The 20150-nt window shown below is 68.5% G+C and carries 15 protein-coding genes; 1 reads left to right on the forward strand and 14 read right to left on the reverse strand.

The features are described 5' to 3' along the window. Positions 1–17: 17 nt before the first annotated feature. The 12 genes from EV138_RS09280 to EV138_RS09335 form a co-directional block, all read right to left on the reverse strand. The gene (locus EV138_RS09280; RefSeq protein ID WP_133977976.1) at positions 18–1514 is read right to left on the reverse strand and encodes a CoA-acylating methylmalonate-semialdehyde dehydrogenase; all 1497 of its coding nucleotides are present in this window, start codon (positions 1512–1514) and stop codon (positions 18–20) included. 55 nt (positions 1515–1569) lie between these two features. Next, positions 1570–2577 (reverse strand): Gfo/Idh/MocA family protein, encoded by a 1008-nt coding sequence (locus EV138_RS09285; RefSeq protein ID WP_133977977.1) that lies wholly within the window; start codon positions 2575–2577, stop codon positions 1570–1572. Then, complete coding sequence (locus tag EV138_RS09290; protein WP_133977978.1) at positions 2574–3449, reverse strand: ATP-binding cassette domain-containing protein; 876 nt, start codon at positions 3447–3449, stop codon at positions 2574–2576. Before EV138_RS09290 ends, EV138_RS09285 begins: the two co-directional genes overlap by 4 nt. Continuing rightward, on the reverse strand, positions 3446–4492 hold the full coding sequence (locus EV138_RS09295) for an ABC transporter permease (RefSeq protein ID WP_133977979.1): 1047 nt from the start codon (positions 4490–4492) through the stop codon (positions 3446–3448). Before EV138_RS09295 ends, EV138_RS09290 begins: the two co-directional genes overlap by 4 nt. 10 nt (positions 4493–4502) lie before the next feature. Then, positions 4503–5498 carry a sugar ABC transporter substrate-binding protein gene (locus EV138_RS09300; protein WP_112246905.1) on the reverse strand — a complete coding sequence of 332 codons (996 nt, stop codon included), beginning with the start codon at positions 5496–5498 and terminating at the stop codon, positions 4503–4505. An 82-nt stretch (positions 5499–5580) separates the two neighbouring features. Further along, positions 5581–6474, reverse strand: coding sequence for a TIM barrel protein (locus EV138_RS09305; protein ID WP_133977980.1), 894 nt, complete (start codon positions 6472–6474; stop codon positions 5581–5583). A gap of 25 nt (positions 6475–6499) precedes the next feature. Further along, positions 6500–8413: a 3D-(3,5/4)-trihydroxycyclohexane-1,2-dione acylhydrolase (decyclizing) gene (gene iolD / locus EV138_RS09310; RefSeq protein ID WP_133977981.1), complete on the reverse strand. Its 1914-nt coding sequence runs from the start codon at positions 8411–8413 to the stop codon at positions 6500–6502. Positions 8414–8522: 109 nt separating this feature from the next. After that, positions 8523–9413 carry a 5-deoxy-glucuronate isomerase gene (gene iolB, locus EV138_RS09315; protein WP_133977982.1) on the reverse strand — a complete coding sequence of 297 codons (891 nt, stop codon included), beginning with the start codon at positions 9411–9413 and terminating at the stop codon, positions 8523–8525. Between the two features lie 43 nt (positions 9414–9456). Then, positions 9457–10365, reverse strand: coding sequence for a Cgl0159 family (beta/alpha)8-fold protein (locus tag EV138_RS09320; RefSeq protein ID WP_166678537.1), 909 nt, complete (start codon positions 10363–10365; stop codon positions 9457–9459). A 352-nt stretch (positions 10366–10717) separates the two neighbouring features. After that, positions 10718–11659: a 5-dehydro-2-deoxygluconokinase gene (gene iolC, locus EV138_RS09325; protein ID WP_133977983.1), complete on the reverse strand. Its 942-nt coding sequence runs from the start codon at positions 11657–11659 to the stop codon at positions 10718–10720. Then, on the reverse strand, positions 11659–12540 hold the full coding sequence (locus EV138_RS09330; protein ID WP_133977984.1) for a sugar phosphate isomerase/epimerase family protein: 882 nt from the start codon (positions 12538–12540) through the stop codon (positions 11659–11661). Before EV138_RS09330 ends, iolC begins: the two co-directional genes overlap by 1 nt. Beyond that, positions 12537–13538, reverse strand: a complete 1002-nt coding sequence (locus tag EV138_RS09335; RefSeq protein WP_133977985.1) for a Gfo/Idh/MocA family protein — start codon at positions 13536–13538, stop codon at positions 12537–12539. Before EV138_RS09335 ends, EV138_RS09330 begins: the two co-directional genes overlap by 4 nt. 183 nt (positions 13539–13721) lie before the next feature. On the opposite strand from EV138_RS09335, the gene EV138_RS09340 reads away from it, so the two are divergent. Further along, positions 13722–14459, forward strand: a complete 738-nt coding sequence (locus tag EV138_RS09340) for a GntR family transcriptional regulator (RefSeq protein WP_133977986.1) — start codon at positions 13722–13724, stop codon at positions 14457–14459. Positions 14460–14463: 4 nt separating this feature from the next. Here the strand turns inward: EV138_RS09340 and EV138_RS09345 are convergent, their stop codons facing one another. Both EV138_RS09345 and EV138_RS09350 read right to left on the reverse strand, forming a co-directional pair. Further along, complete coding sequence (locus tag EV138_RS09345; RefSeq protein WP_133977987.1) at positions 14464–15147, reverse strand: IMP cyclohydrolase; 684 nt, start codon at positions 15145–15147, stop codon at positions 14464–14466. Between the two features lie 110 nt (positions 15148–15257). Further along, a complete protein-coding gene (locus EV138_RS09350; RefSeq protein WP_133977988.1) occupies positions 15258–20123 on the reverse strand; it encodes an NAD-glutamate dehydrogenase in 4866 nt (1621 codons plus the stop codon). Positions 20124–20150: the final 27 nt, after the last annotated feature.

Genomic DNA, 20150 nt, shown 5'->3' on the forward strand with positions numbered 1-20150 from the left:
GCCGGGCCGGGGCTGTGTCAGTCGTGGGTCGGGAAGCCCAGGTTCAGGCCGCCGTGCGACGGGTCGAGCCAGCGTGAGGTGACCACCTTGCCGCGGGTGAAGAAGTGGACGCCTTCGGCGCCGTGCGCATGGGTGTCACCGAACAGTGAGTTCTTCCAGCCGCCGAAGGAGTAGTACGCCATCGGCACCGGGATCGGGACGTTGACGCCGACCATGCCGACCTCGACCTCGGTCTGGTACCGCCGGGCAGCGCCGCCGTCGTTGGTGAAAATGGCCGTGCCGTTGCCGTACGGGTTGGAGTTCACCAGGTTCAACGCCTCGTCGTACGACGGGACGCGGACCACCGAGAGCACCGGGCCGAAGATCTCGTCGGTGTAGATCGACATGTCCGGGGTGACCTTGTCGAACAGGGTCGGGCCGAGCCAGAAGCCGTCGTCGCCGCCGTCGAACGGACCCTCGCGACCGTCGACCGCGAGCTCCGCGCCGGCGGACACCCCGGCTTCGACGTACCCGACGACCTTGTCGCGGTGCTCGCCGGTCACCAGCGGGCCCATGTCGCAGCCGCGGGTGCCGTCGCCGGTCTTCAGCGTCGCCATCCGCTCGCGGATCTTGGCGATCAGGTCGTCGGCGACCGGCTCGACGGCGATCAGCGCGGAGATCGCCATACAGCGCTCCCCGGCCGAGCCGAAGCCGGCGTTCACCGCGGCGTCGGCGGCGAGGTCGAGATCGGCGTCGGGCAGCACGACCATGTGGTTCTTGGCGCCGCCGAGTGCCTGCACCCGCTTGCCGTTCGCGGTGCCCTTCTCGTACACGTACCGGGCGATCGGGGTCGAGCCGACGAACGAGACGGCCTTGATGTCCGGGTGCTCGAGGAGCCGGTCGACGGCCTCCTTGTCACCGTGCACGACGTTCATCACCCCGTCGGGCAGGCCGGCCTCCTTCCACAGCGCGGCGACCGCGTTGACCGCGGACGGGTCCTTCTCCGACGGCTTGATCACCACGCTGTTGCCGCAGGCGACCGCGATCGGGACGAACCACAACGGCACCATCGCCGGGAAGTTGAACGGCGAGATGACCGCGACCGCACCGAGCGGCTGGCGGATCGAGTACACGTCGACGTTGGTCGACACGTTCTCGCTGAAGCCGCCCTTCATCAGGTGCGGGATGCCGCAGGCGAACTCGACCACCTCCAGACCGCGGGTCACCTCGCCGAGCGCGTCGGACAGCACCTTGCCGTGTTCGGCGGTGATCAGCGCGGCGATGTCCTCCTTGCGCTCGTTCAGCAACTGGCGGAAGGCGAACAGCACCTGCGCGCGCTTGGTGAGCGACGTCCGGCCCCAGGCCTTCGAGGCGTCGTGGGCGACCTTCACCACCTCGTCGACGGTCGCGGCGGAGGCCAGGTCCAGCTCGCCGGTCACCTCGCCGGTGGCGGGGTTGTAGACCTTGCTGGTGCGCTCGGAGACGCCCGTCCAGGGGGTTCCGCCGATCAGATGGGTGATTCGCTCTGTGCTCACAGCTGCATCCCTTGCTTCATCGGTCTTTCGGTGATGTTCGGTCCGGTTCGAGGTTTCAGCCGAGGACCTCGCTGCGGCGGGCCAGTTCGACCTCCACCGGGCGGCCTTCGGTCAGCGACTGCACACCCGCCGTACAGACCGCGGCGGCGGCGTACCCGTCCCAGGCCGTCGGGCCGTCGATCCCGCCCGACGCCGCGGCGTTCACCCAGCGCTGGACCTCGATGTCGTAGGCCGGCCCGAAGCGGACCCGGAAGTCGTCCGGCACCGCCCCTCCCCAGTGTCCGGCTTGTCTGGTGAGTACGTCGACCCCGAGGCCGATGGTGGCGCTGCCCTTCTCCGCCACGGCCTCGCAGCGCACTTCGTACCCGACCTGGAAGTTGACGAACACCTCCACGTCGGCGATCGCCCCGCCGGCCATCTCGAAGATCGCGAGCTGTGGGTCGAGCACGCCCTCGCCGACCAGACTGGTGGGTTTCGGCGCGTGCACGGTGATCCGGGCGATCTCGTCGTCGAACAGCCAGCGCGCCACATCGACTTCGTGCACGAGGGAATCGCGCACGATCATCTCGCTGCGGAACGTCTCCGCAACGGTCTTGTTCCGGTGCACGTTGTGCAGCAGCAGCGTCCGGCCGAGGTCGCCGGAGTCGAGCAACTGCTTCAAAGCCGCGTACTCCGGGTCGAAGCGGCGCATGAAGCCGACCTGGATCAAGGAGCGGCCCGTCTTGTGCTCCGCCTCGACCACCCGCAACGCGGACTCGGCGTCCATTGTCAGCGGCTTCTCGCAGAGCACCGGCTTGCCGTGCTCCAGGCAGGCCATCAACTGCTCGGCGTGCGCGAACCCGGGCGACGCGATGATCACCGCGTCGACCTCGGCGATCAGCTGCAACGGATCCCCGATCACCTGGACGCCGTCGAGCGCTGTGGCCAGGGCGGTAGCCCGGGCCGCATCGGGATCGGACACCGCGACCAGTCGTGCACCGGAGGTCCGCCGCGCGACCCGCTCGGCGTGATCGGCACCCATCGCCCCGACGCCGATGATGCCGATTCTGAGGTCGGAGGTCATGTGCTCTCCAGTGGGGACTGGATCTGCGCCGGGCGGCCCGATGGGCGCACCACGGCGCCCGCGTCGATGTCGCGGAGCTCGTGGCTCAGCGCCTCCAGCTCCGAACCGCCGGCCATCTCGTTGGTCAGCTGTTCCAGCGTGATGTCGGCGCGATGGGTGTCGAGCGCGACCCTGCCCAGCTTGAGTACGACGAAGTGGTTGCCGACGAGGTAGGCGTGGTGCGGGTTGTGGGTGATGAAGACGACGCCGAGTCCTGCGTCGCGCGCCTTCACGATGTACTTGAGGACGACGCCGGACTGCTTCACGCCGAGCGCGGCCGTCGGCTCGTCCAGGATCAGCACCTTGGCGCCGAAGTGGATCGCCCGGGCGATCGCGATGCACTGGCGCTGACCGCCGGACAACATCCCGACCGGTTGCTCCAGGTTGGGGATCGAGATCCCCATCTTGGTCAGCTCCTCGGTGGCGATCCGCTTCATCTTCGTCGCGTCCAGCGTGCCGAACCGGCCGGTGAGCTCGTTGCCGAGGAAGAAGTTCCGCCAGACCGACATCAGTGGGGCCAGCGCCAGGTCCTGGTAGACCGTGGCGATGCCGCTGTCCAGCGACTCGCGTGGTGACTTGAAGCGGCGTTCCTCGCCGTTCACGGTCAGTACGCCGTCGCTGTGCTCGTGCAAGCCGGCGATGACCTTGATCAACGTCGACTTGCCGGCGCCGTTGTCGCCGAGTACACAGGTGATCTCGCCCTGGCGCACCGACAAGGAGACGCCGCGGAGTGCCTGCACGTTGCCGTAGCTCTTGCCGACGTCGTCGAGCTGGACGACCGGCATGGTCGGGCTGCTCGCCGCTTCGTTGTCGAAGCTGGTCGTGGTGGTCATCGCGCTTCCGCCTTCTTCTTGACGACGAGGTTCACGATCGTGGCCAGCAGCAACATCACGCCCAGGAAGGCCTTGAACCAGTCCGGGTTCCATCCGGCGTACACGACGCCGAGTTGCACCATGCCGAAGATGAGCGCGCCGACCGCGGCACCGACGACCGAGCCGTAGCCGCCGGTGAGCAGGCAGCCGCCGACCACCGCCGCGATGATGTAGAGGAACTCCTTGCCGACACCTTCACCGGACTGCACGACGCCGTTCTGTGCGAACAGCAGGTGCATGCCGGTGAACCAGGCGAAGAAGCCGACGGTCATGAACAGGCCGATCTTGACCTTCTTGACCGGTACGCCGACCGCCCGGGCCGCCGCGGCGTCGCCACCGACGGCGAAGATCCAGTTGCCGACCTTGGTCCGCAGCAGGAACCAGGCGGCGACCGCGACGAAGACGATCCACCAGACGATGATGATCTTCACGGTGATGCCGCCGAGCTTGAACTGCGAGGCGAACACCGCGTGGGCCGAGGAGAACCCGTCCATGTCGCCGACCGAGTTCGACGCGACCGCTCCGGACGTCAGCCGGGTCACCGCGATGTTCAGACCCTGCAGGATGAAGAAGGTGCCGAGGGTCACCAGGAAGCTCGGCAGCCCGGTCCGCATCAGCAGCCAGCCGTTGAAGGCGCCGACCGCCAGCGCGACGGCCAGCGAGACCACCATTCCGAGCCAGACGTTGACGCTGAACTGGTAGGCGAAGATGCCGGCGGTCAGGCCGGCCGTCGTCACGGCGACGCCGGCCGACAGGTCGAACTCCCCGCCGATCATCAGCAAGGCGACCGGGACGGCCATGACACCGATCAGGGCGGCCCCGTAGAGGATCGTCCCGACGTTGTTGATGTCGCGGAAGGGCGCGGCGGTGGCCGCGAAGAAGAGCAGGATCACCGCCGCGCCGACCAGCGATCCGATCTCGGGACGGCTCAGCAGACGCACGCCGACCGACCGGGTGGAGACCCGGTCGTCGACGGTGTCCGGGGTCGTGATCGTCGATGCCATGGCCGTGACCTCAGCGCGTTCCGGCCGTGGCGTACTTCTCGACGGCCTCGATGTTCGTCTTGTCGATGAACGCCGGGCCGGTGAGCGTGGCCTCGCCACCACCGATCGTGTCGCCGTTGGTCTTGTTCAGCCAGATCGCGTCGACGGCCAGGTAACCCTGCAGGTACGGCTGCTGGTCGACGGCGAAGTCGACCGTTCCGTCCTTGACCGCCTTGGCCATCTCCTTGCTCATGTCGAAGCTGCCGATCTTGGCCGACGACCCGGCGTCCTTGGCCGCCTGAACCGCGGTCAGGGCGACGCCGGCGTTCAGCGCGACGACGTAGTCGGCGGTCTTGTCCTGCTGCAGCTTCGACGTGATCGTCGCCTGCGTCCCGGGCTGGTCGGCGCCGTCGACGTTCAGGTTCTCGACGGCGCCGAACTTGTCCTTGATGCCCTGGCAGCGGGCCTCGAGGCTCACGTTGCCCTGCTCGTGGATGACGCAGATGACCTTCTTGGCACCGAGAGCCTTGAGCTTCTCACCGGTCGCCTGCCCGGCGATCCGCTCGTCCTGGCCGAAGTATCCGATCGCGCCGGAGGTCTTCCAGGTGTCCAGGCCACCGTTGAGGACGGTCACCGGGATCCCGGCCGCGACAGCCTTCTTGACGTTCGGGATCACCGCGTCCGGCTTGTTCAGGGTGACCGCGATGCCGTCGACCTTGGAGTCGATCGCCGTCTGCACCAGGTTGGCCTGCCCGGCGCCGTCCGGGTCGGAGGAGTACTGCAGCTCGATGTTGTCCTTCTGCGCGGCGGCTTCGGCACCGCGGCGGACGATGTCCCAGAAGGTGTCACCCGGCTTGGAGTGGGTGATCAACGCGACCTTCATCCGCGGCGTGTTCGCGACGTTGCCGCCCGAACCGCCCGCCTTCTCCTCGTCCTTCTTGCCGCCGGAGGAACTGCAGGCACCCAGCGCCGCGACCAGCACGAGGGCCGCCCCCGCGGCCACCGCCTTCTTCTGCCACCGAACCATGACTACAACCAGCCTTTCAGACGTTCCCGCGGTAACGCCGCGGCGTTCGGGTGTGACCAGGAAGGCATACCCTGCCCGGTCGTCAAACGGAAACACCACCCCCGTGCGTCCGCAGATACGCCAAGGTGCGTTCCGCGATCGGCAGCGGCACTTCCGGCGGGCACGGGTACATGTCCTGCTCCACGATCGCGAACAGGTCGACATCCAGCGCGGCCAGCGCGTCCAGCAGCGGCGGCAACTCCGGTACGCCGTTGGGCGGTTCACACATCACCCCGCGCCGCACCGCCTCGTCGAAACCGACGCCGGCCGCTTCCACCTCCGCCAACACCTTGGGGTCGACCTGCTTGAGGTGCACATACCCGATCCGGTCGGGGTAGTCCTGGATCAGCTTCAGGTTGTCGCCACCGCAGTAGCTGATGTGCCCCGTGTCCAGACAGAGGTTCACGTACTCCCCGTCGGTCTCGTCGAGGAACCGCTCCACGGTCTCCTGACTGTCCACGTGCCCGTCCGCGTGCGGGTGGTACTGCGTCTTCAGCCCGTACTCCGCGGCGATCCGGCGACCCAGCTCGGTCACCTGCTTGCCGTGTCGTGCCTGACCCTCGTGGTCCAGTCGCGGCTCGACGACCTCGCCGTTGTCGCCACGCCACATCGAGGGCATCACCACGAGGTGCTTGGCCCCCATGGCGGCAGCAAGCTCGGCGGTCGCCGAGATGTCCTTCCAGGTCGAGTCCCACGAGTCCGGCCGGTGCAGGTGCTCGAAGCTCGTGCCGGCCGTGACCGCGAGGCCACGCTTGTCCAGCTCGTCCTTCAGCCGGGCCGGATCGGTCGGGAGATAGCCGTACGGGCCGAGCTCGATCCGCCGGTACCCCGCGGCCGCGACCTCGTCGAGGAATCGCTCCCAAGGCGTCTGCTGCTCGTCATCGGCGAACCACACACCCCAGGAGTCCGGCGCGCTGCCGATCGTCACCCGGCCCATCAGCTCTCCCCCTCCACCGGCCGCATCAGCTCTTCCCCTCCACCGGCGTCAAGTACGGCCGCTGGTCCTGCTTGGACTTCTCGTACGCCGCGGACGCGGTCTGCGTCGACTCCAGCGTCGACACCTGGCTGACCGGGACGTCCCACCAGGAGTCGCTGTCGGGCGAACCGATCAACGGGTCCGTCTTCACATGGATCGCGATCGGGCCGCTCGCCGCCTTCGCCGTACCGATCGCCTTCTCCAGCTCCGCGCGGCTGTTCACCTCGAGCACCTCGACCCCGAGGCTGCGCACGTTCGCCGCGAGATCGACCGGCAGGTAGTCGCCGTCCAGCCGCCCGTCGCCGCTACGCCGCCGGTACGCCGTACCGAAGCGCTGTGAGCCAAGGGATTCCGAGAGGGCGCCGATCGAGGCGAAGCCGTGGTTCTGGACCAGGACGACGATGATCTTCACGTTCTCCTGGACCGCGGTGACCAGCTCGGACGACATCATCAGGTACGACCCGTCGCCGACCAGGACGAAGACGTCCCGGTCCGGTGCGCCGAGGCGGACGCCGAGACCGCCGGCGATCTCGTAACCCATGCAGGAGTAGCCATATTCGACGTGGTATCCCTTCGGGTCGCGTGTCCGCCACAGTTTGTGCAGGTCGCCCGGCATCGAACCGGCTGCGCAAACCACCACATCACGCGGCTCCGACAATTCGTTGACGGCACCGAGCACCTGGCCCTGGGTCAGCAGGCCCTCGGCCAGGTTGTCCACAACCTCCGCAGGCGGGTTGTACGCCTGGGAGACGGTCTCGTCCCAAACTCGTGCGAGTTCGGCGGTCAGATCCTTGTACTTTTCCTGTACAGACCAATCACCGACCGCGGAACGCAGGGAAACAAGGGCTTCCCGGGCATCCGCGACCACCGGGAGGCCGGCATGTTTGCCACCGTCGAAGCGCGCCACGTTGATGTTGACGAACCGCACGTCCGGGTTCTGGAAGGCCGTCCGGGAGGCGGTCGTGAAGTCGCCGTACCGGGTGCCGATGCCGATCACCAGGTCGGCGTCACGCGCCAGGGCATTGGCCGCCGTGGTGCCCGTGGAACCGACGGCGCCGACCGACTGCGGGTGGTCGTAGCGCAGGGATCCCTTGCCTGCTTGGCTTTCCGCCACCGGGATCCCGGTCGCCTCGGCGAACTCGCGGAGCGCGTCCTGCGCGCGCGAGTAGGCCACGCCGCCACCGGCGACGATCAGCGGCCGCTGCGAGGCCCGTAGGAGATCTACCGCTTTGTCGACAATGGATGCTTCCGGCAACGGTCGCGCGATGTACCAGGTGCGCTCGGCGAAGAGCTCCTCCGGCCAGTCGTGCGCCTCCGCCTGGACGTCCTGCGGCAGGGCAAGGGTCACCGCGCCGGTCTCGACCGGATCGGTCAGGACGCGCATCGCGTTCATCAGGGCCGAGGGCAACTGCTCGGGACGCCAGATCCGGTCGAAGTACTTCGACACGGGCCGGAAGGTGTCGTTCACGGAGACGTCGCCGGCGGAGAAGGTCTCCAACTCCTGCAGCACGGGGGTCGCCACCCGGGTTGCGAAGACATCGGAAGGAAGGAGCAGCACGGGGAGTCTGTTGACGGTGGCGAGTGCCGCACCGGTGACCATGTTGGTCGAGCCGGGGCCGATGCTCGCAGTACAGGCGTAGGTCTGCAGGCGGTCGCGGGTGCGGGCGAAGGCAGCAGCGCTGTGCACCATGGCTTGTTCGTTGCGGGCCAGGATGTACGGCAACGCTTCGGGGTCCTCGAGTTCGGACTGCAACAGCGCCTGGCCGAGGCCGGCCACGTTGCCGTGGCCGAAGATGCCGAAGCACCCTGCGAACAGCTTCTGCCGCTCGCCGTCGCGCTCCGAGTACTGGACGCTCAGGAATCGCACCACCGCCTGCGCGACCGTGAGTCGAACCGTCATCTGCGATCTCCTCCGAACCAACTCGTCATGTCTACTCCGCACTTACCGTTCATGCCTTCACCCACAGCCGGTCGCCCGGCTCGGTCGGCTACCACCGCTGGAGGAGGTGTCATTGCCCGGATCCGAAAGGTAGGCGGGGGTCCACCTGCTGGGTCGGCCACAGTTCGCGGACCCAGCCGTGCTGGGGGTCGTCGCTGATCAGCCACTCGCGTTCGGTGCCGGGGCCGGCCATCACGTTCAGGTAGTACATGTCGTAGCCAGGAGGCGCCATCGCAGGACCATGCCAACCATGGGGCACCAGCACCAGATCCCCACTCCGGACTTCCGCGAGGACGTCGATGGGGCGGTCCTGCGTGCCGTAGACCCGCTGGTAACCGATCGGGTCGTTGCCCTTGACACCTTCCGGGGCATCGTCGGACAGCTGCAGCTCGAAGTAGTAGATCTCCTCGAGCTCACTTTCCTTACCAGGCTTGTGCTCGTCGTGCTTGTGCGGCGGGTACGACGACCAGTTCCCGGCCGGGGTGAGAACCTCGCACGCGATGATCGAGTCGGCCTCGAGAACCGCTGGCGTGCCGAAGTTCCGGACCTGGCGGGAGGCGACACCGGCACCGCGGAGTTCGGTCTCGACCTGCTCCACGCCGATCCGCCGGAACGGGTAGTCGGAGGCGGCCTTCGCGTGTGGGAAGGCGATCCGGGCGCCACCCGCGCTGGTGACTGCGACGATCGCGCCACGGGGTACGTAGGCGAGATCGGTCGGGCCGGCGAACACGTCGGCGCGGCCGCCGAGCGGGACGGTCTCCCCGTCGACGATCACCTCGGCCGATCCGCTCAGCGGGAGGACGAGGTATTCACAGTCGCCCGTCTCGAACTCGACGGACTGCCCAGGGCGAAGCGTCGCGACGTACAGGCCGGTGTGGTGCCAGTCGGGCTCCCCCGGACTGACGGCCAACTCGAATCCGTCGCGTGCAGTAGATCCAGCAGGCCGGTACCAAGCAGTCACGAACAGCCTCCCTCAGCCGCAGAACAGTCAGAGTTGCCGGAGATCATGCGGTGCCTCCGTGGACCAGGGTGCTTGCCTGGTCGACGGCGGAGGCGACGTCGCCGTCGGGTGGGAAGAGGAGGGCGCGGCCGACGACGAGGCCGCGGACCGAGGGGAGGCTGAGCGCCTTGCCCCACGAGGCGTAGGTTTCCTCGGGAGCGACGGTCGGGTCGCCGCCCAGCAGGAGCGTCGGCAGAGTGGTTGCCTCCATCACGCGTTCGAGGTCGTCCACCACTGGGAGCTTGAGCCAGGTATAGGCGCTGCTCGCGCCGAGACCGGCGGCGATGTGGACCGACTTGATCACCGAGTCCGGGTCGAGCAGGTTCACCACCCGTCCCTCGCGGCGGACCGACCAGAACGGCTCGACCATCGCCAGCAGTTTGCAGTCGGCCAGTTCGGTGACGGCTCGCGCGCTGCTCTCCAGCGTCGCGACCGTGCCGGGGTCTTCGAGGCAGATCCGGGTCAGCATCTTGCCGCCGTCCAGTCTGCGCGCGACCAGGTCGTCGGCCGTTCCGTAGGCCGTGAACCGGTCGTCCAGTTCGAACGACGCGCCTTGCAGTCCGCCCCGGTTCATCGACCCGATGACGACCTTGCCTTCCAACGCGCCCAGCAACAGCAGGTCTTCCAGTACGTCGGGCGTCGCCAGTACGCCGTCGACGCCCGGGCGCTCCAGCGCGGTCACCAGCCGGTCGATCAGCCCCGGCCGGCTCGCCATCGCCATCGCGTCGCCCCGTACGCCGAGCGCACCCCGCGCCGGGTGATCAGCCGCCACGATCAGCAGCCGCCCGTCCTCGCCGACAACCTCCCGCCGCCTCCGCTGCTGCCACGCCTCCGCAATCCGCTCCGGATGCCGCACCCGCAATTCCGTCAGATCCACCCCGCTCGCCCGCACCCCCACCTCAGCCCCACTCATGCGCGACCACCCACCAGTCCCAGCACCGCGCCTCCAGTCCGCCCACCACTCACCCGATGGCGGCTCATCACCTCTAGCCCCATCGCCCGGCCCACCTCGCCACCGGACCGCCCAGCGAACAAACGCCCACTCCCGACGCCGACGACAACCCCGCGGCCGCTCACGGACTCTTGATCCATCGACGCGAGCACCTCGTCATCGGACGGCGCAACGGGCCAACGCCGACTCCCGAAGGTGCCCATAACCTCGCGGCGCCTCATGGACTCTTGACTCATCGACGCGAGTACCTCGTCGGCGGACGGTGCAGCGGACGACCGCTGACTCCTTAGGGCGAGGGCGAGTCTGCGGGTGCTCATGCGTCGTCGCCCATCAAGGCGAGGACCTCGGCTTCGGAAGGCATGGCGGTGGAGCATTCGAGGCGGGAGGCGACGATGGCGCCGGCGGTGTTGGCGAAGCGGATGATCTTTTCGAGGGGCCAGCCGGCGAGGAGGCCGTGGCAGAGGGCGCCGCCGAAGCCGTCGCCGGCGCCGAGGCCGTTGACCACCTCGACCGGGTACGGCGGAACCTCCACCCGCTCGTCCCGGGTGCGCGCCAGCGTCCCCTTCGGACCCTGCTTCACCACTGCCAGATCGAGCCCGCGGTCGAGCAAAGCCTGCGCGGCCTTGTCCGGGTCGGTCTCACCGACCGCGACCTCGCACTCCTCACGGTTGCCCACGGCAACAGTGCAGTGCTCCAGCGCCCGGCTGACCTGCTCGTGCGCTTCGGACGGATCCGCCCAGAACATCGGCCGGTAGTCCAGGTCCAGCACGGTGATCGCCCGCCGTTCCCGCGCCTCCCAGGCCGCGAAGTGCGCCGACCGGCTCGGCTCGGCCGAGAGACCGGTGACGGTCGACCAGTAGATCCGCGCGTCCTTGATCGCCTGCAGGTCCAGCTCGGACGGGTTGATCACCAGGTCCGGCGCCTTCGGAAACCGGTAGAAGTACAGCGGGAAGTTGTCCGGCGGGAAGATCTCGCAGAACGTGATCGGCGTCGGCAGTCCCTCGACCGCGGTGACGAACCGGTCGTCGACCCCGAGTTCGCCCAGCGTCCGGTGGATGAAGGTGCCGAACGGATCGTTCCCCGTCCGGCTGATCACCGCCGACCGCCGACCGTGCCGGGCAGCGGCCACCGCAACGTTGGTCGCGCTGCCCCCGAGGAACTTCCCGAAGCTCTCGACGTCCTCCAGATGCGTGCCCGTCTGCAACGGGTACAGGTCGACCCCGATCCGCCCGATGGTCAGTACGTCGTCCGCCATCAGACCGCCTCGGCGATGTGCCGCAGATGCTCGATACTCGCCCGTACGTCGGTCACCGGACCGTCGTCGACCGGCCGACCGGGAAGAATCGTGTCCTGCTCGAGCACGTACCAGCCGTCGTACCCGGCCTTCTCCAGCGCGACGACGATCGCGCGCAGGTCGATGTCGCCCTGACCGAGCGGCCGGTACATCCCCTGCCGGACCGCGTCGGTGTAGCTCACCTCGCCGCTCTGCACCTTCGCGGCCCACGAGGCGTCCACGTCTTTGAGGTGCGTGTGCCGGATCCGGTCGGTGTGCTCCAAGGCCAGCGCGACCGGGTCGACTCCGCCGATCAGCAGGTGCCCGGTGTCGAGCGTCAGCCCGATCGAGGAGCCGCCGAGCACCCGGCGTACGTCGTCCGCGTTCTCCACCATCGTGCCGACGTGCGGGTGGATCGTAGCCCGGATCCCTGCTGCTGCGGCGATTCCGGCGAGCCGGTCGAGGTTGGCGAGCATCGTGGCCCAGCCGGCGTCGTCCAGCACCGGGCGGTCGTCGTACCCGTCCTGGCCGGTCGCGGCCGCCAGTACCAGCGTGCTCGCGCCCGCGGCGACGAATCCCTCCAGCGCCTGCGCGACCTCCGCAGCCGGATCGTGCGAAGGATCGTGCAGTACGACGGGGACGAATCCCCCGACCGCACGCAGTCCCCGGTCGGCCAGTGTCTTCGCCTTCTCGGCCGGGTCGTCCGGCAGGAACCCGTCCGGCCCGAACTCGGTCGCGGCAATCCCGACCTCGCGCATCTGCGCCAGCACGGTCTCGGCGTCGTACTGGTAGCCCCAGCCGGGCACCTCGCAGACTCCCCAGGAGATCGGGGCTCCCGCGATCCGGTCAGCAAGGGCGGTCATGCGCCGATCTCCTCCAGCAGGACGACGCGCTGCTCGCGTCGGGACAGTTCGCAGGCGTCGGCGATCCGGAAGGCCTGCAGGGCATCGCGGACCGTGCACGGGACCGCGCGAGTGCCGGCGACCACCTCGGTGAAGGCGGTCAGTTCGGCGACGTAGGCCGGCCGGAACCGGTCCATGAACGTGGTGTGCGGTTCGCCGCCCGGGAAGGTGACACCGGCCTCGGCCGACTTCAGCGCGGTGTGCTCATCCAGACCGACCGCGATCGAGCCGAGCGAACCGAGCACCTCCATCCGGACGTCGTGCCCGGCGGCGTTGTAGCGGGTCCCACTGACGGCGGCGAAGGTGCTGTCGTCGAGCGTGAGCAATGCGGCGGCCGCGTCGACATCGCCGTACTCGCCGAAGAACGGCTCGCCACGGTTCGCGCCGGTCGCGAAGACGCTGACCACCTCGCGGCCGGTGACGAACCGGAGGATGTCGAAGTCGTGCACCGTGCAGTCCCGGAAGAAGCCGCCACTGGTCGCGATGTACTCCGCGGGCGGCGGGAACGCGTCGTTCGTGTTCGCCCGGATGTGGTGGATGAACCCGAGCGCGCCGCTGGCCACCTGGTCCCGCGCCGCCTGGTAGCCGAGGTCGAAGCGGCGCTGGAAGCCGATGTGGACCGGCACATCCGACTTCTCGACCAGCGCGACCACCCGCTGGGTCTCGGCCAGGTCGAGTGCCACCGGCTTCTCGCAGAAGGTCGGGATCCCGGCCGCGACCGCCTTGCCGATCAACTCCGCATGCGCCGAGGTCGCCGCGGCGATCACGAAAGCGTCGATGCCGCCGGCCAGCACCTGATCCACCCCCGGCGCGAACTGCAGCCCGAGGTCCTTCGCGACCACCTCCGCCCGGCTCGCGTCGGCGTCCGCCACCACGACCTGGTCCACCGCCGCCAGCCCATTGAGAGTCGCGGCGTGGAACGCCCCGATCCGCCCGGCTCCGACCAACCCGATTCGCATCTGTGCCCTCTCGTCAAGGCTTGTGAGTTTCACCGTTCGGCACCGCCCCGCGCCCACCGCAGTACCACCAGTGGCGGTGCTGGTTCGCCTCGCTAGCTTTGCCCGCTCGCCGGAGGGTGTCAATAGTTTGTAAGCACATTTTCATGTCGAGACATACAAAGCCCGTTCAGGTAACATCCCGGCATGGCCGCCCTCCCGATCCAGATCGATCGGGCGAGCCCGGTGCCGCTCTACCACCAGCTCGCCGAGCAGCTGATCGCCGCGATCAGCGACGGCACCCTGCGCCCCGGCGACCCGTTCGAGAACGAGCAGGCGATGTCGGACCGGCTGAGCCTGTCCCGGCCGACCGTCCGGCGCGCGATCTCCGAACTGGTGAACAAGGGCCTGCTGGTCCGCCGCCGCGGTATCGGCACCACTGTCGCCAACCAGATGGTGCACCGCAAGGCCGAGCTCACCAGCCTGTACGACGACCTCGAGCGCGAGGGCCGGACACCGCGCACCGACGTCCTCTCCTTGAACTGCGAGGCCCACGACGACCGCGCCGCCGAGGCGCTCGGCCTGCCGCCGGGCACCCCCGTCGTCGCGATCGTCCGGCTCCGGTACGCCGGTGAGGTCCCGCTCGCGATCATGCGCAACTGGTTGCCGCCAGCAATGAATGACCTGACCGCCGAGGCACTCCACACCGAAGGCCTGTACGCGCTGCTCAGGGCGCGCGGCATCCGCCCAAGCGTCGCCCGACAGCGGATCGGCGCCCGCAACGCGACCGCCGAGGAACGCCGTACGCTCCAGCTCACCAAGGCCGAGCCGCTGGTCACGATGACCCGCAGCGCGTACGACGCCGACGGCATCGCCGTCGAGTTCGGCGACCACTGCTACCGCGCCGACCAGTACTCCGTCGAAGTGGTCGTCTCCGACCGCTGAGACCTCAGCGGGCCCGGAGGATCGAGTCTTCCAAGCTCTCCGTGTGCAACGGGATGACGGCGAGGGCTACGCGCAGGGACGGGTCGAGACGGTTCCAGAGGAGGTCGGGCAGCGACTCCCACTCGACGTCGACCGAGGTGACGACCGGGTAGCCGTCGGTGACCACCTGAGCCGCCGTACCGGAGTACGTCGTGACGACGCCGGCCGTGGCCTCCTCCGAGCGACGGAGGAACAGGGACGGGTGCTGCACCTGGTCCGCGGAGTACGACCGGGCAGATCCGACGACGACGTCCAGCAACTCCGGGCCCTCGACGACGGCGCCGGCGAAGATGCGCGGCGTACGGATGGGCGGGTCCGGTTCGTAGTCGAGGTTCCGCAGCGCTACCTGGAGATCCACGCAGTCGGCGTGCGTACCCGCGAGCTCGGAGACGTGGTTGCCGTTGCCGACGATGAACCAGTCCTCGTCGCGGATCGCGGCCGTGTAATGACGCAACTCGTCGGTCGCGGCACCAGCGAGATCCTGTACGACGATCTCGCGCTCGGAGATCACCAGTTCGCGCTGCTGGGAGGCCGGGCTGCGGCCGGTCAGCCAGTACGCCGCGAACGGCCGCCCGTCGCTGTCCCGCCCGATCGCCACCCCTCGGCCCGGATACTCACAACCACCCACCACATCCACAAGGGTCGCCACCGCCGAAGCCTAACCTCCTCGACCCCGGCGAGCGCCTCGCCCGCCGGTCGGCGGACCTCGTAGGTGCAGCACCGGCGACGATCAACCGCCGGTGCTACGGATCAGAAAGGTCAGGCGTGACTGCCGAGCAGGGTGCGGACCAGGCGCAACCCGACCGACAGGTGGGCCAGTTCCGGCCCCTCGGTCTCGACGATCTCTTCCATCATGGTCGCGGCGCGGGACAGCGCGGTCGAGTTCATGTCCTGCCAGTCCCTGACCCGGGCCTCGGGATCGGCGGCCGCGTCCGTCACGCTGAGCACCTGCCGGGTCAGCCGTGCGTGGACGGCGTGCAGGTCGTCGCGCAGCGCCGCGCGCGCCATCGTCTGCCAGCGGTCCGTCCGCGGCAGCCCGACGATGCGTTCGAGGAAGAGGCCGAGGTGCAGCCGTTCGCCGAGCGCGAAGTGGACCTTGGCGACCTCGAGCAGATCCAGATCGTCCGCCTCGGCCGTCTCCACGATGCCGAGCCCGGCGTACGCCGGTGGCAGCACCGCGATCCGGGTGGCGAAGTCCTCGGCCACCCCGGCCGACAGCAGCGCCTCCCGGCGGTGCTCGAACAACGCCAGCTCGCGACCCCGTAGTACGTCGGGGAGTGCGGCCGTGAGCTTCGCGATCCCGGGCGAGAAGAAGTCGACCAGCTCGGCGATGTCGACCGGAGGCCGCCGGTTCGACACCAGCCACCGCGTCGCCCGCTCGACCAGCGTGCGGGTCTCCAGTCGCATCGCGGTCTGGGTGTCGGCGTGGATCACGTTGTCCAGCTCGGCGTTGCGGGCCAGCAACTCCGGCTGCGCGAAGATCCGTGACGCCGCCAGATTGGCCCGTACGACGTCCTCGATCGAGCCGCCGGTCTCCAGCGAGAGCCGGTGGTAGGCGGTGATCCCGGACGAGTTGATGAACTCGTTGACGACCTGGGTGGTGATGATCTCGCGACGCAACTGGTGCGACTTCATCGGCTCGGCGAACCGCTCCTGGATCGCGACCGGGAAGTACGACGCGAGCTTGGACTCCAGGTACTCGTCATCGGGCAGAGTTGTCTTCAGCAACTCCGCCTCGAGGACGATCTTCGTGTAAGCGATCAGCACCGACAGCTCCGGCGGAGTCAGCCCGCGCCCTTCGGCCTTGCGCTTCTTGAACTCCGCGACGCTCGGCAGGAACTCCAGCTCGCGGTCCAGCAGACCTTGCTTCTCCAGCCGCCGGACCCAGTCGGCGTGGACGTGCAGCAACGCCGCGGCCTGGGCCGTCGCGTTGGCGAGCCCGATGTTCTGCCGGTAGTTGCTCTTCAGCACCAGCGCCGCGACCTCGTCGGTCATCGACGCGATCACGTCGTTGCGCTGCTTCTCGGTCAGGTCGCCGTCGGCGACCACCTTGTCCAGCAGGATCTTGATGTTCACCTCGTGGTCGGAGGTGTCCACGCCGGCGACGTTGTCGATGAAGTCGGTGTTGATCCGGCCGCCCTTGGCGGCGTACTCGATCCGGCCGAGCTGGGTGAAGCCGAGGTTGCCGCCCTCGCCGACCGCCTTCGCGCGCAGGTCCGCGCCGTTGATCCGGATCGCGTCGTTGGCCTTGTCGCCGACGTCGGCGTGCGACTCCGACGCCGCCTTCACATACGTCCCGATGCCGCCGTTCCAGAACAGGTCGACCGGCGCCGTCAGGATCGCCTGCATCAACTCCGCCGGCGTCAGCTTCGTCGGGTTGCCCTCCAGCCCGAGTGCCTCGCGGACCTCGGCCGAGATCGGGATCGCCTTGTCGGTCCGCGGGTAGATGCCGCCGCCGGCCGAGATCAGGGCAGGATCGTAGTCGGCCCACGACGACCGCGGCAGCTCGAACAGCCGCTTGCGCTCGACGAACGAGGTCGCGGCGTCGGGAGCGGGGTCGAGGAAGATGTGCCGGTGGTCGAACGCCGCGACCAGCCGGATGTGCTCCGACAGCAGCATCCCGTTGCCGAACACGTCACCCGACATGTCGCCCACCCCGACGACGGTGAAGTCGGTGTTCTGGCAGTCGTGACCCATCTCGCGGAAGTGTCGCTTGACCGACTCCCAGGCGCCCCGCGCGGTGATGCCCATCGCCTTGTGGTCGTAGCCGACCGAACCACCCGAGGCGAACGCGTCGCCGAGCCAGAACCCGTACTCCTTCGCCACCCCGTTCGCGATGTCGGAGAACGTGGCGGTGCCCTTGTCGGCCGCGACCACCAGATACGCGTCGTCCCCGTCGTACCGCACCACCGACGACGGCGGAACGATGCCGCCGGCAACGATGTTGTCGGTGATGTCCAACAGGCCGGAAATGAAGGTCTTGTACGACGCGATGCCCTCGGCGAGCCAGGCGTCGCGGTCCACCGACGGATCAGGCAACTGCTTGGCGTAGAAGCCGCCCTTCGCCCCGACCGGCACGATGACGGAGTTCTTCACCATCTGCGCCTTGACCAGACCCAGCACCTCGGTCCGGAAGTCCTCCCGCCGGTCCGACCAGCGCAACCCACCGCGGGCCACCGCGCCGAACCGCAGATGCACACCTTCCACCCGCGGCGAGTACACGAAGATCTCGTACGCCGGCCGCGGCTGCGGCAGCTCCGGGATCGCCTTCGGCTCCAGCTTGAACGAGATGTAGTCGCGCGGCTTCCCGTCCGGTCCCGGCTGGAAGTAGTTCGTCCGCAGCGTCGCCTTGATCACCGTCAGGTAGGACCGCAGGATCCGGTCCTCGTCCAGACTCTGCACGGTGTCCAGCGCCGCGACGATCTCCTTCTCCAGTTGCTCGACCGCACTCTGCCGGTTGGGGTCGTCGGCCGCACCCTGCGCCGGGTCGAAGCTGGTCTCGAACAACCGGACCAGCAGCCCGGCCACGTCGACGTGGTTGAGGAACGTGTTCTCGATGTAGTCCTGGCTGAACGGCGTACCGCCCTGGCGGATGTACTTCTGGTAGGCGCGCAGGATCGACACCTGCCGCCAGCTCAGGCTCCCCCGCAGCACCAGCGCGTTCAGCTTGTCCGACTCGGCCCGCCCGGACCAGACCGCCTGGAAGGTGTCCGAGAAGAGCGTGCGGTTCTCCTCCCGCTCCTCGACGTTGCGAGGTGCCCGCAGCCCGAAGTCATAGATGTACGCCGTACCGTCGGGCCGGCGGATCTCGTACGGCCGCTCGTCGATCACCTCGACGCCCATGTGGGTCAGGTGCGGCAGCACCTGGGACAGCGACAACGCCGTACCGGTCCGGTAGACCTTGAAGCGGCGCTCGCCCTCCCACTGCTCGTCGATCGGGCTGTAGAGCGACATCGCCAGACCGTCGTCGGCCGGCAGGCCGTCCAGGATCATCGCGTCCTTGACCGCGACCCGGGCGTCGAAGTCCTCCTTGTACGCCTCCGGGAAGGCACCCGCGTACTGGCTGCTCAGCCTGGTGACCGCGCCGTCACCACCGTGGGCGTGCAGCGCGACGGTGAAGTCGTCCTGCCAGGCCCTGGTCGCCTCGATGACCCGCTGCTCGAGCAGATCGGCGTCGTAGTCCCCTACGGTCTCGCCCTGCTTCATCCGGACCACGAAGTGCACCCGGGCGAGCACGGACTCGGTCACGTAGGCGGCGTAGTCCACCGAGTCGGCACCGATCGCGTCCTTGAGGATCTGCTGCATCTTGAGCCGGACCGCGGTCGTGTAGCGGTCGCGCGGCAGATAGACGAGGCAGGACAGGTACCGGTTGTAGACGTCGCGGCGGACGAACAGCTTGACCGCGCGGCGCTCCTGCAGGTGCAGCACCGACTGCACGATCGGCAGCAGGTCCTCCACGGGTGCCTGCAGCAACTCGTCGCGCGGGTAGGTCTCCAGCACGTCCAGCAGACCCTTGCCGCTGTGGCTGTTCGGGTCGAAGCCGGTCTGCCTGAACAGCTCGATCGCCTTGCGCCGCAGTACCGGGACCTGCATGACGCTCTCGGTGTAGGCGGTGGACGAGAGCAGGCCGATGAACCGCCGCTCCGCGACCGGCTCGCCGTTCTCGTCGAACTGCTTGATGCCGACGTAGTCCAGGTACGACGAGCGGTGCACCGTCGACCGCGAGTTCGCCTTGGTCAGGATCAGCAGCTTCTTCTCGCGCGCCTTGGCGCTCACCTCGGGCGGCAGCAGGCCGGCGTTCTCGTCCTGGTTCGGGTCCTTGCGCAGGATGCCGAGGCCGGTGCCCGGGACGCCGCGCAGGACGCCCTGGTCACCGCGCATGGAGAACGCGTACTCGCGGTAGCCCAGGAAGGTGAAGTGCTCGTCGGCGAGCCAGGCCAGCAGCTCCCGGGCGTCCTCGACCTCGCCGGCACTGACCGGCAACTCGGCCGGATCCAGGTCGGCGGCGATGCTGACCGCCTTCTCGTGCATCTTCGGCCAGTCCTCGACCGCCTCGCGGACGTCGTTCAGGACCAGCTGCAGCGCCTTCTCCAGCTCGCGGTGCTCGGCGGGGTCGGCGATCCGCTCGACCTCCAGGTGCATCCAGCTCTCCCGGACCAGGTCGTGCTCGTCCGCGGCGGCATCGTCGGCGAGGACCTCCTGCAGGTTGCCGGCGATGTCGCGCCGGACGACGAACTGCGGGTGCACCAGCAGTTGCAGCTCGAGGCCGTGCTCGGTGATCACCATCGAGGCGCTGTCGACCAGGAACGGCATGTCGTCGACGACGATCTCCACGACCGTCCGGCCGTTCGCGGACCAGCCGTGCTCTTCGACGGTCGGGGTGAAGACGTGCACCTTGGCCGTGCCCTGCGGCCGGACCGAGGCGGACTTGTAGTGGTGTCGCGCAGCGCCCAGACAGTCCGTCGGCTGCCGCTCGGCGACATCCTCGGCCGCGACATAGCGGTAGTACCGCTCGAGGAAGCTTCGCAGCTTCCCGGCATCGACCGACTGGTCCTTGCCGTGCGTTCCAGCGAATACCGCTTTGGCGAGAACATCCGCCTTCTGGACGTCCAGCTTGCTCTGCATTCCCCACCGTCTCCACGTGGCGTCGAC

This window comes from Kribbella voronezhensis, from assembly GCF_004365175.1.
GTDB lineage: Bacteria > Actinomycetota > Actinomycetes > Propionibacteriales > Kribbellaceae > Kribbella > Kribbella voronezhensis.